Annotated in this window: 10 protein-coding genes; all 10 read right to left on the bottom strand. The window is 51.1% G+C overall.

What is annotated here, in order from left to right; all coding sequences use genetic code 11:
- Positions 1 to 4: 4 nt before the first annotated feature.
- On the bottom strand, positions 5 to 229 hold the full coding sequence (locus G4C92_RS11515) for an SHOCT domain-containing protein (protein ID WP_274939988.1): 225 nt from the start codon (positions 227 to 229) through the stop codon (positions 5 to 7).
- The gene (locus G4C92_RS11510) at positions 220 to 645 is read right to left on the bottom strand and encodes a helix-turn-helix domain-containing protein (protein ID WP_274939987.1); all 426 of its coding nucleotides are present in this window, start codon (positions 643 to 645) and stop codon (positions 220 to 222) included. Before G4C92_RS11510 ends, G4C92_RS11515 begins: the two co-directional genes overlap by 10 nt.
- 130 nt (positions 646 to 775) lie before the next feature.
- Positions 776 to 2,878, bottom strand: a complete 2,103-nt coding sequence (locus G4C92_RS11505) for an N-acetylmuramoyl-L-alanine amidase (RefSeq protein ID WP_274939986.1) — start codon at positions 2,876 to 2,878, stop codon at positions 776 to 778.
- Positions 2,878 to 3,294: a phage holin family protein gene (locus G4C92_RS11500; protein ID WP_274939985.1), complete on the bottom strand. Its 417-nt coding sequence runs from the start codon at positions 3,292 to 3,294 to the stop codon at positions 2,878 to 2,880. Before G4C92_RS11500 ends, G4C92_RS11505 begins: the two co-directional genes overlap by 1 nt.
- Before the next feature lie 39 nt (positions 3,295 to 3,333).
- Positions 3,334 to 3,579: a hypothetical protein gene (locus G4C92_RS11495; RefSeq protein WP_274939984.1), complete on the bottom strand. Its 246-nt coding sequence runs from the start codon at positions 3,577 to 3,579 to the stop codon at positions 3,334 to 3,336.
- A gap of 13 nt (positions 3,580 to 3,592) precedes the next feature.
- Positions 3,593 to 4,333 carry a leucine-rich repeat domain-containing protein gene (locus G4C92_RS11490; protein WP_274939983.1) on the bottom strand — a complete coding sequence of 247 codons (741 nt, stop codon included), beginning with the start codon at positions 4,331 to 4,333 and terminating at the stop codon, positions 3,593 to 3,595.
- A gap of 2 nt (positions 4,334 to 4,335) precedes the next feature.
- Positions 4,336 to 6,882 carry a leucine-rich repeat protein gene (locus tag G4C92_RS11485; RefSeq protein WP_274939982.1) on the bottom strand — a complete coding sequence of 849 codons (2,547 nt, stop codon included), beginning with the start codon at positions 6,880 to 6,882 and terminating at the stop codon, positions 4,336 to 4,338.
- Positions 6,879 to 10,301 carry a hypothetical protein gene (locus tag G4C92_RS11480; protein ID WP_274939981.1) on the bottom strand — a complete coding sequence of 1,141 codons (3,423 nt, stop codon included), beginning with the start codon at positions 10,299 to 10,301 and terminating at the stop codon, positions 6,879 to 6,881. The genes G4C92_RS11485 and G4C92_RS11480 overlap by 4 nt, the downstream gene beginning before the upstream one ends.
- Complete coding sequence (locus tag G4C92_RS11475; protein ID WP_274939980.1) at positions 10,298 to 12,067, bottom strand: phage tail spike protein; 1,770 nt, start codon at positions 12,065 to 12,067, stop codon at positions 10,298 to 10,300. The genes G4C92_RS11480 and G4C92_RS11475 overlap by 4 nt, the downstream gene beginning before the upstream one ends.
- On the bottom strand, positions 12,064 to 12,768 hold the full coding sequence (locus G4C92_RS11470; protein ID WP_274939979.1) for a hypothetical protein: 705 nt from the start codon (positions 12,766 to 12,768) through the stop codon (positions 12,064 to 12,066). Before G4C92_RS11470 ends, G4C92_RS11475 begins: the two co-directional genes overlap by 4 nt.

Genomic DNA, 12,768 nt, shown 5'->3' with positions numbered 1-12,768 from the left:
GCTGTCATGCCTCCTTTCCGTGTGACATATTCCCGTAATCGGAGGCACATATCAAGAACTTTCCGCTCAAAAGATCACCCGTCTTAGGGTGCAGTTTCTGGCGGTTCCTTGTATCAATTTGATGGTATTCCTCCTCGGAGATCAGCCCCTCCTCGAACATCTTCCGCACGAAATGCATGATGGTCTGGTATCGCCGTTCCCGGTCGAATTCTTCCTGTGTCATCTGCATGCCGCACCTCCAAACCGCGCCTCAACGTAGCACTCGTGTGAGCAGTATTTTCTGTTCCGATTGCCGTAGGCGTAGAAGGTGCTACCGCAGGCCGGACAAGTGTATTCGTACATGGCCTTGCGCTTCACCTGGGAGAGGTGGCTGTTCCACCATTTATTCCTGCAGGCGTCACAGCAGAACTTCTTCTCCTTGCGCCCTGGGTACTGGATGACCGGCTTTCCGCACTGGCGGCAGGGTTTCTCAGTGATCCCGGGGAACACGGGCTCCGGCATTTCCTCTGTCGTTCCCGTCAGTCCGTTCCTGCGGCAGAAGGTCTTCACTGTATTTTCATTCACTCCCAGTTCCCGAGCGATCTGTGAATAGCTGCATCCGTTTTTCCGCATCCTCGCGATGCTGTTTTTCTCTTCTTTTGTCATAAGGCTCACTCCCATCGTTTGTTCGTTCACCTTCCTACGCCCAGAAGTCCGTCGGTTTTACAGTGGGAGTGAAATAAAAAAAGCGCCTGGCCGCATCCCCGAAGAGATACAGCCAGGCGTAAGTTTATAATCAGATGCGTGTGCAGTAGTCGAGCGAGATCCATCCCGCACCGGATTTCAGCCGTCCCCATCCGGCTGTGGAGCCTTTGCCGGACTTCACTTCCATGATGGTGAAAACGCCGATACCCGTATACTGCCCGGTACGCTCGTAGTTGGTGCCGGCGCCTTTGCGGATATTCAGGTCACGGATGCTGACCTTCACAAGGAACGGAACCGCAGGCTCCGCCGGAGCAGACGCTTTCGGTGTATAGATATTGACACCGTCCGCATCGAACACGCTGTATCCCGGATTGGAGTCAGCGCATTCCTTCGCGTTGCCGAGCACCTTGAAGGCTCCCTTCTGCGAGGAAGTATCCGCCCATGTCTTTCTGACGCGATACCAGGATGTATCCTCTGCCGGAGTCCCGTCATCATACCCACCGTTGTTGCGGTACGCGGTAAGGCGGGATTTGAATTCATCCCATGTCCAGCTTGTGCGCAGGCGATTATTCTTCACATATGGATTCGGACAGATCTTTCCGGTCACATCGTAGTGACGGATCACGTGATCTGCGCTGATTCCGTACTCATCCATGAGCTTCGACACCAGCCAGACAAGGCTCTCCTGTGTTTCCATGGTGAAATACCACTTGTCTGAGTCACCGCTGGCCTCCTTCACATTTTCCGTATAGCAGACCCCGCACTCGATTCCGATGGAATTGAAGTTGGTACAGATCTGGTAGAAGCTGTGACCGCTACTGCCCTGCAGCCCGCCTCCGCAGTGCCACACCACAGCAGTCTTCGGATCAGCTGCTTTGTAGACCGACCCATCACGCTTAATGTTGTAATGGCCGCCATACCCGCCTCCGTACAGATTCGGGTTATCGGCATTCGGAACTCCAAGGTAATGAACAACGATGAACTGGATCTTATTGCTGCCTCGGCTTCTCGGCACCTGGAACAGGTTTTCCTTTGTGATGTCATGAATGGTGCGGTCTGCGATCGGCTTTGTCACCGGTACACTTTCGTTTTTCACATCGTACTGCGTCAGGTTCCAGCGCTCGATAATATTACAGAGCTTTGCCACATAGGTTGTGCTGGTAGCATATCCGCCATCCTTAATGATCTGCACCGCCTTCTTATAATCCGTGCATCCCTTGAGTCCTTCATACCGGAGCTTGCTGCCATTTTTCGCACCGAGCAGGTATGCGCTATGATCCGCGATGGAATCTTCGACACAGGGATACTTCCGAAAATCAGCGGTGATGGTATAAAGCCTGCCAGTCCCATCATCCTCCTGTGTCTTCTTCGTATAGATGGATTTCCCGTCCCAGGTCGATCCGCCCCAGGTGTTTCCGGAGAGGGTTTTCTTCATGCCAAAGCAGTTATTGGCGTTCTGGGCCAGCTCTGTCTTTCCGTATCCGGATTCCAGTATGAACTGCGCCAGAGATACGGAAGCGAGGATACCGGACTTCTTCTGGTCAGCAGTGAACAGAGCACCCACCTTCCTGATCGCGTCGCCTTCTGACAGATTCTTCAATGTCGTCGCCTGCAGGCCGGTTTTCTTTTCCGGCTCTTCTGCCACAGTGCTGCCAGAAAGCTGCGAAGTCACCTTTTCTGCCAAATTTCCCATCCGCGCATACATCCAGTTCCCCGGACAGGACTTATTCGCAAACCAGCGATGGACTGTCAGGATCATCTCTCCAGCCTTTGGCGTATAGGCGAGTGTTTTATCCTTATCGCCCATCCAGATGAGCTTGTTTTTCCCGTTGCGCTTGCAGATATCGACGCAGAGCTTGATGAGGGTCTGATATACGATATCCCGGAAAGCATACGGCTCTGTCGTGTCAGAAGCGCACTCGATAGTGACCGCCCGCTGATCATTCGCATTGGAGGAAGAACACCAGCTGCGATTCTTCTCTTCCACATACATACCGACCCGCCCATCTGCTCCGATTCCATAATTGCAGGACGCCTGCCGGGAAGTCGGTGCAAAGATACTGCCCAGGGTCTCAACGGAGCACTGCCCCACTACACAGTGGGGCGTGATACGATCAATGCTGTGTGTCCGCTGCCCGGAGTGATTCGGGCTGAGTTTCGTATATACCACCATAGAGCTATTGGTATATGCCATTACTCGTCACCTTCTTTCTCAGCTCTGTCATGGAGCTGTTCGAGCACGATTTTCAGTTTCTCTGGGATCGGAAGACCCAGATGTCCGGCATTCTCCAGAAGACTCACACCTTCATTGGAAAGGTAAAAGAAAATTACAGCGGTCCGAAGTACGCTGCCAGTTCCAATAATCTGTGTATCCAGTACGTGTCCGATGCCGACAAGCAGAAAGATCAGTACCTTGCGGCAGATCCCCCTAAAGCCGACCTCACTGGAGAGCTTGTGGTCCGTTGCAGCACACATCACTCCGGTGATGTAATCGACTACCACGAACAGGACCAACGCATAAAGCAATCCGTCACAGCCGCCGAGAAACCACCCCAGCCATCCTCCCACCCCGGTGAAGATCACCTGGATCGTGTTCCAAAATTCCTTCATGATAAAACCTCGCTTTCTTTGCATGAGAAAAGGCACCCATCACTGGATGCCTTCGACAATGGATTCTATGTTTTGTTCTTCTGGCAGATCGCAGTCTGTCCAGTTTTCACAATCCTTCCGGTGGATCACATCGATCACTGTGACAACCTGTTCCCCATTGGTGATTGCTTTCCCTTCTTCAGCAATCAGCCGCCATCGCACCTGATAACTTCCTTCCGGCTTTATCAGGGAGACGGTGTACCCGCCACCTTTCCGTGCGCTCTTATAGAGCATTTTCCGAATCATGGTCATCACCCCCTTATGTCGGCATCGGGATATCCCCTGCATATGGTGTGTCATAATTGATCGTTGCATTCGTCGCTCCCCAAGGAGCATTTGCCACCGCGCCTTCTGACACCGCCAAATTGATCACAAGCTCCGATGAAGTCCCAGAAAACGCATTAGCGGGAATCGTCGTGATATTCGGGCCAATATTCACGGTCTTTAACCCGGTGCAATTGCTAAATGCCGAACTACCAATAACCTTGATTGAAGGAAGATCTATCTGTTCCAGAGTCGGATTACTGGCAAAGCACCCCTCGCCCATGTTTGTCATTTTCTGAAAGTCCACCGTTTTCAGATTCGGACAACCAGAAAACACCCCTGATCCATACATAATTGTAACGCTCGAGAAGATCGCTTTTGTAAGCGCTGCACATCCCGCAAAACTACTGCTGTTCAGAAACTGTACCAACGGCATCTCGATCTCTTCTAACAGTTTACATCCCTGAAACGCCCTTTCACCCAGAGTTGTGCAAAGCGGCATTTCCGCCTTCTTAAGCGTGCTGCATTCATAAAACGCATAGTTTCCCACAGCTGTTACACGAGGAAAGATGGCGGACTGCAGCTTTCCCATTTTATACATCGCATAGTTTCTAACCTTCTGAACAACCTCATCATAAAGATCGACCGGACAGTCATCCGGTATTGTCTTTGCCAGAAGCATTGCCGTGAATCTCTCATCACCGATGAGATCCACGGTTTTTTCTACAACAGCCATCTTTACTCTCCTTCCTGACTTTCAGGGAACAATTCTTCCATCCAGCCATCCTCCAGATAATGAACTACTGCGTTAGGAGCACCCCAAGGTTCTCCATTTGTCGCTGTCATTGACCATGGAACATATATATCTGTTAGCGCTGTGCAATCAACGAATGCTGTTCTATAAATACCCGGACGCCCCTTAAAGATGACCCGTTTCATTTTGCTGCAAGACCGAAATCCATCTTCATCAATATATGTCACACTAGCCGGGATAATGATCTCCTCCAGATTGAAACAACGATAGAACGCGCTGTCACCAATTCTAAGCAACGTTTCAGGTAGTGTGATATGTTTCAGCGCATTGCAGTAAAAAAATGAATATTCTCCAATGCGGGTCACCTTCGGAATATTGACAGTCTCCAATTGTGCGTCTGCTTCAAATACGTAGTCAGGCAGCACCTCAACATTTGGCAGATTAATGCTTTGCAATGCCTCACAGTGGCTAAAGCATCTTGTAGTCAAAGTTTCAACCGCACTTACATCCAAAGAAGTCATCTTTGTCTGATAGGAGAAAGCATACTGTCCGATGGTCTTTACCTTTGGCAGGCTAACAGACAGTAAGGATGTTCCCCTGTTACTACCTGTAGGATTTGAATTTGCAAACGCGTATTCCTCAACCGTCTCCACGTTCGGTAAGGAGATGCTCGTTACGCTGGCAAGCCCATAGCATGCCCGGTTTCCAACCTTCGTCGCCAACTCATTGTAAAGTTCACCCTTCAGATTGCCATCGATGATGTGCTTATAGGTTGCCCCAACATACCGGAACTGAGCATAAACATTCAGATCCGATTTGACCGAGGTCGTTTCCTTATCCCATCCAATGAATTCATAATCCGTAGGGTCACTTTCTGCTGTATTCGTGGGTGTCGCGCCAGTGTATTCTGTTGCCGTCCCATATGGAACGTTGCTCTTTGTCTGGATACACTTTGTTCCCACATAGAATCGAACAGTAAATGTCCTAACGCTTGCAGTAAACGCAGGATATACATTGCGGTCCTCTACGATGTGCAAAAGCGCAGAAGGATCACGCGCCCCGCCAATCACCAGAGACCATCCTACAAACGTAAAGGTTTCTGACTCAGACGGAGGCTTCGTCGGTGTACTTCCACTGTATGTGACTGATCCTCCGTTCACAGCCGTCGCCGTGCGGAGAACAGATGTCCCATCATAGTTGTAGAAATAGCACACGCTGCTGATATTCTTATAGCTGATGTTGATGTCCGGATATTTTTCCCGGAACGCCTTAACGGTCGCACCAGTCACGGAGTTGATCTGAATCGTTCCAAGAAGCTGCGCCAGATCTTCATTCCCACCAGTCTCATTGATTCCTCTCATCGTATCCAATCGCCCTTTGATGGCGGTCAGCTCCGATTCACTTGATACGGAAAACTCAAATCCAATGATCCGGGTACGACATCCAGACGATAAGCTGCTGAGCATGTTTTTTACATTGATACCCGCTCCAATATTCTCAAGTCTGAGCGTCGTCAAGTTCGCCACGCTGGGTAACACAAAATCCGTGATCCCCGGGTGTCCGATGATCGACAGGTTGGCCAGTGTTCCCGGCAGATGCAGCGTCTTCAAGATGCCGCCTTTCGGAAGATCCACACCTGTAATCGATGTTCCATCAAAGTAGATATGCTCGATATTGACGCATCCGGAAAGATCCACCGCCTGTGAAAGATTCGGGCAGTTCCGCACATCCAGTGTCCGGAGAAGCTCGTTGTTGCCAAGGTACAGTTCTGTCAGGTTTCCGTTACTGTACTCTGTATCGCTATCACCGATCTTCAGGCTCTGCAGCTTCACAGCCTTTGAGAAATCCGCATAACCTACCATAAGGCCAGACAGGTCCCCGACATCGGCAAGCTGGCTGGCGCTGTAGATATAGATTTCTGTGTCATTTACGTTATCAAGCGGGCACGGCAGCGTGGTCTTCGTATTACGGGCAGACCGGCTCTGCACCAGATACGATCCATATTTCACGCTGGCATAGACGTCCGCATAAGGCTCCACGGTGATATCTGCCTTCGCATATCCACGGACCGTGATGACATCAGTAAGCGCATCCCCCGCATTGTATTTCGAGTCGATGTAGCGGAAGCGGTTATACAGCCACCACTTCCGCTGCTCTGCCTTCGACCCCTGCAGCATGGAGAGATAGGAGGCATTGCCCTTTTCCACAAGAGGAGCCAGGTATTTAAACCAGGCATCCTCGTTAAAGATCGCCTCCGGCCACTTTCCCTGATGCTCCTCAAACATCTGCTCGACCTTTTCATAGGAAAGAGCGCCTGTTGAGCGGAGATTCTGGTACATGGCCTTCATTTCATCAAAAAAGGCAGCTCTCATGTTCTTCCACAGAACTGACTGCTGCCCATTGAATACATCCGCACCACCCTCGGTCTTATCGATGTCTTCCAGATTGTAAGAGAACACCAAAGCGCCCTCGTTGTTGATCCCGATCGCCGTATCAAAGTCATACGGCAGGAATACGATCTTTTTTCTCATACGGTTGCTTCACCTCCCATAAATGACGGGAACATGTTCTTTGCCCGGGAGTCCACCATGAGGAAGAGCTCGGTAAACAGGTAATAGAACATGGCCGACTGCAGCTCCATATAGTTCCCGGCTTCAGCCTTAAACTTGGCCAGCCTGTACTCTGATGTATCGTACTCGTAGGTGGCGTCCCCGATCGTCACCGGTTCCTCAAGTGCTGCTCCGGTCGCTTTCTCGGTATCCGTTTCTACGATCCACTCTGCAAATTCCCTAAGCTGAGTCACATCTGAATAGGCCGGATCAGTATCCGGGAAACGTGCCTCAAAGTCACCCGTCCACACATCCCCGGAGTAATCCGCGCTCTTATAAAGAACACGATCGGAAGTATTATTCAGGACTTCCCATGATTCGTCGTCAGCTTGGAACCCGAAGGTCTCCTCGGTGGACTTATCATTGTTCCAGTTGTATTTGCCCATAAAGAGCATCTCGTCGCTGGCTGTGTTATGCCAGAAAATGACGATCGGGAATCCGTCGATGCCTTGCCTCACGCGCTCATCTTCCCGCTGCGCAGGTGTCTTATACGGGCAGGCCATATCGTAGAGCCTAACTAGTTCCACGTTATTGGCTCCTTCCGAGGACGCCACATCCGCTTTGTAGCAGAAGGTTGCCACCGGTATGGAAGTATCTCGCAGCTTAAAGTCATCCGCTGTCGCTCCGCTGGCCATCACGAAACCATTTCTGTACTTGCCCTTATAATTCTTCCGCTCATAGTACTGAGAGGAAGTACCCTGCACATCGAATTGAGCGCCGGTGAAGGTAAAACACCTCTCCGGACGCAGCGGATCAGTATAAGACCCTGATACTGTTTTCTTATCCCCTTTGTACTGTGGCAGCTCATTACATTCCAAAATGAGGTAGGGCAAGTCATGCGGCAGCTGCTCCTTTACCACATTTCCATAAGCATCATAGACCTGATTACGCTGGTATCTGGAGAGCATCTCCTCCACATCCTGTGTGTCCGCGATCCAGTTATCCAGTACCTGGGACCTTGTCAGGTCATTGTCATAGACCCGAATGTTATAGAGGTCGATCGTGCAATCGTTGCTGCCAATGGAGATGTCGACCGGCTCTGTCTGCGAAAAGTCATCATTCACCGGGTACTGAATTGCCCCGGACATGATTCCGTTGATATAGCAATATACCAGCCGGTTCTCTGTCCGCTTTTCAACCACAAAGGCCACCCGCACATGCTCATTCTCTTTGAACTGCATGGAAATCTCCGACTGCTCGGAATTCATCTGTACCTTCTGCGCGGTAAGGAAAAGACCCCTGCCACCAGAAAGGCAAGACAGGATCACCGCGTCATAATTCATGACCGTCCGTGTTGCAAACTCCAGCTCGATCGTCTTTCCGGCAGTACGGAAGTCCGTGCCAAAAAGCAGATATGGGATCTGGACCCTGGCATCACCGGATACCCGTAGGACCGTACTACCCTGCTCGTCTTTCTGCCATCCATCCGACGCAAAATTGAAGTCCGTAAGCTGTGCCGTAATCTCTCCGGATTTCCATTCAGACCGGTTCTCTTCTGTGTTACTTCTACCATTGCTGGTAAGGAACAGAGCCAGTGCTTCTGTCTCTGCTTCGATCTGAATATCGGATTCCGTTACCGTAAGCGAAAAGCTCCTGCTCACCTCTCCGGAACTGATCTCGAACGTATACTCCCCGACGGTGTCCATCCGACAGGCGAAGTCCTGCTTACTTCTGCCAACGGTCTGGGTAGAAATCACCTCACCGTTCCGCTTGATCGTAACATCCGCGTTCATTGATGTTGGATCATATACCGAGTAGCGGATATGAATAGTGGTGTATTGCTTTACGCTCTGCTCATGGAATGAGCAGGTCACGATCGGGTTAAGGTTTAAGGTTTCCAGACAGATGATCTCGTAATACAGCTCATTGGACCGGACGCTCTGCCCATTGATGTCGGCTTCGAAATAGCAGGTAAAGGTATGCGCACCATGCCTCTGCTGCGGAATGGCAAAGGACTGCTGCCTTCCGGAAACAGAGGTGATGGTAGTCCCGATCTCGATCCCATCCAGAAGGAAATGCATCGTCTTCTGAATATTACCGGTCGGAATATACGGAAAGCTGATCGGTCCAGTATAAGCAGCTGAGTCATCAAAGGACGATGTCAGCGTCAGCACAACAACCGTGATTGAAAAGTTCAATGTCCGGTTGTTTCCGTAGATATCCGCCACATTGATCTTCACCACCGAGGAACCGGCAGACACATACGGAGCCACATCAATCGTCACATCGCCCTGTTTTACATCGATCATAGCCTTCACGACGCCACCGACCGTCACCTTCATGGTACCGTTTCCGGTCGGGATGTCATCCTCTTCCGAGGTCCAGTTTATCGTGACCGGCAGGGAATCTCCCTGCGCGATCGTTCGGGAAAGGAAGCCTGATTTATTGGTCAGCGTGATATGAGCGTTGTTTCCAGAGGTCCCGCCACCACCTCCACCTGTCCCGGAGAACGGTCCCAGCGGGCCAACAACAACATCTCCATCCGATGTCATATACAGGAAGCCATCCTCCACGTAGGCGTCGTCGACCTTCCCCTGCGTGAGGAGATTCAGCCTTGCCAGCTCCCGGTTGATGTTATCGACCGCGTTTGCCGTCTCTGCAGACTCGTTTTCTGCATTGGTGGCATGCTCCAGCGCCTGCTTTGCAATGGTATCCGAGTTAATTGCAAGGCGAGACAGCTGTTCACCCTTTGCCTCTACCGTCTCTAGTGTGCGTGAAGCTGCCTGTGCTGACTGCGCTGCTGACCTTGCAGAGGCCGCAGACTGTTCTGCCAGATCCTGTGCGTTTGTCTCCACCCGCTCAGCAAGCTGATTCATATCTGAACGGGTGCTTTCGGTCATCTGACGAATGGATTCTTCAGCTTCATCCATTGTTGCCGCAGCGGCGAGAAGTTCATCCGTCCGATCAATCACGTTTACGAGCTGCCGGATCTCGGAGCCTGATTTTAAGGTGTCCTTATCCAGCGCAGCTCGCTCCACGAACAAGATAAAGTTGGCGGTACACAGTTGCTTAAAATCTGTAGATGCCTCCGCCGCTTCACTTGCAGGCGTGCCCGTATAAAGAACAATTTCACAGATCACCTTTCCCGCAGCAGCGCTCATCTGCTCAGTTACATCGGCTGTTACTGTCTTCCCACTGATCAGCGCTTCATAAGAGAAGCCATTTCCATCCGGCTTAGTGCCCCGGATCTCTGCTTTTGTATTTCCCGGTAGAATCAAATCTCCCGCTGTCGCGATCAGATTAAACTGGAGCGTTCTGCTCCCGGTATCATACTGACTGACATGAATCACCGGTGCGATGCCGCCCGGAGAGACATCCAGTTCTATCTGTGTTGTGATCATTCTGTATTTTCTCCTTCCTCACCACCCGGTGTTTCTGGCTCAGGATCTGGTTCCGGCTGCGGATCAGCAGTCACCGCAGTGATGATTCCGTCTTGAACGGTCACCGTAGCCCCATCTACGTGATAGCTTCCGGTGAAGCCGGGGGCTGCCGGTTCCTCATCATCCGTTTTGCCGGTGACGATACCTGCCCGGACACTGATCGTAGCTCCATCGACATGGTAGCTTCCGGTATAGCCATCACCGGAACTGACGGTATCGCCGCTTATCGAATCGGCCTCAATTTCCGTTGCCGTGAGTTTTGTGATGGTCATGTTCTTTCCGGTAAAAGCGCCGGTCGCCATGTTCCAGGAAACGTTGCTCAGCTTATCGGAAAGAATCCCGGTTTTCACAAGCGCTGCATCGATGATTCCTTTTAGCGCTGCCGCATCCAGTTTCCCATCGATATCCAGTAACACAGTAAAGGCACCGCTGTACCCGGCTTTGGATACAGAGATGCCATTTTTATCTATCTTTATGATCTTGGTAGCGGTTTTGATATCCGCTGTATTCATGGAGAGGATTTCTACCGGTTGGCCCTTCTCGTTCGTATTGATCACAATGTTGCCACCAGTGCTTCCGGAAAGAATGTTCGTCGCAAGACTGATCGCCTGCGAGATGGATGCGCTTGTTGGCACATCCTTTTTGATCTCTTCCGAAATCTGCCGGATCGAATCACCCAGGTTTGTTTTGACCTCTCCAATGGTCATCTTCTCATATCGTTCCAGGATCACATCATAGGTGACGGATACGATCTTAGCCTTATTCTCGATTCCCAGCCCCTTGTGGTAAACCGTCACCGTATCGCATAGCTTCAGTTTCTGCAGCGGTGCCCAGTTCTTGTATTCCTCCGTCTGCCAGAGAGCCACAAAGGAAACATCGATGCTGGCCGGGATGCCGTCTGCAGCATTGGCTGCCACATAGGACCTAGCCCGGGATCTGAGTTGCTCCACAGTCGGCTGTTCCTGAAAAGCCGAGGACAGATCTACCGGAACAACCATGCGGTAAACGAAATCATCCACCGCATCCGAATAAACGACCTTTTCCGGCAGCGTCACCAGTACTGCCTGCTCTGCTTCATCCGTCCCGGCCCAATAAGGCAGGATGCCCGTCCAGAGATTACTGGTATCCGTGGTCTTCTTTACATCAGTCAGGTTTTTCCCGTAGCGGATCATCACATCCTGATTGGAGCCCCTGTGCGTGTGAAATTTCACGGTGAACTTATCCCATTCGTATTCCCCGGGACCATAGACATCAAGAATGGACCCGCTTACTCCTCCCAAAAGCGACCGGAAGGAAGAAGGAACATCCACCGTAAAATTCGCCTGCAGCAGCTTATCGGTCCATATGGAAAACGGGCAATCACCCACGCTGTTTGTGATCATCCCTGCAAGTGCCTCCGCGCAGGTATTTGCGGAAAACGGCATCACCGCTACCTTTGAAAGCTGATAACTGATATGCCTTGCGGATACCGTTACGATCCCGTTCATGGGACGAGTGATTTTATAAATACGAAAAGGCTGGATGTCATCGCTGTCGTCATGGCGGGCAGCGATGATCCGTTCCTCCAAAATCTCTTTATAATGACGTCCGGTGATCGGATACTGCATTTCCAGCTCATACTGACCATTCCGCTCCTCCGTCACCAGACACTTCGTCGCTTCTGACAGCCTGCCAAGGCCATTATTGCGAAACTCTGTCTCACCTGCAGGATAAAGAATCGGCTTCATAGACACCACCACCTTGGGATCAGTTCTACCTTCGTGATGCCGGACCCGAAGGTAATGTTGGTGCTGCCCGGTTTCAATACCGGAAAGTCTCCTGTCGATAGCTCAATGCAGCCGTTCAGGTTGATGGTGTCGCGGAAGGCGTCCTCCAGCTCACAGTCAAGATCAATAAAGGAGTCATTCTCTGTCACCGTCACCTGCTCGTCTCCTACCGTGAGCCGCCCTTGCCCATAAATCCTGAGCAGTGGTTTTGCATCGTAGATGGTGGGATTAAACACAGTACCGGAGCCGGTAAGCACCTGCTGGCGCTCTCCAGACTTCAGATACTGCTGCGGCATACAGGAAAAGGTCAGGTCAAAAGAGCCGCTGTAGTTCTGAAACCCCAGCTCCGGACTGATCTCCTTATCCAGCACTGCCATCCGGTAATAATCCGGATGGTAAGAATCCTCCAATCGGTGATAGCCCGGCTCCTTCAGGAGGAAATTCATGAAGGCTGTGAAGTTCCGATCAAAGTCCCGTTTGATACCAACGTGATAGGTCAGCTCAACATTGCTGTATCGGTGATTGGATAGGATGAGGTCCCCGTTTCGACCGGGGATCTGCCTTCGCTCCACATCCGGCATCGATTTTTTCCAGGTATCCTCACCAGAGAGGATGAGGTTATAGTCCTGCGACTTCTTCCCGTTATAGATAAAAGTGTGCAT

It is taken from the genome of Chordicoccus furentiruminis, assembly GCF_019355395.1.
Classification (GTDB): Bacteria; Bacillota; Clostridia; order Lachnospirales; family Lachnospiraceae; genus Chordicoccus; species Chordicoccus furentiruminis.
This window is presented reverse-complemented; position numbering and strand designations above follow the sequence as displayed.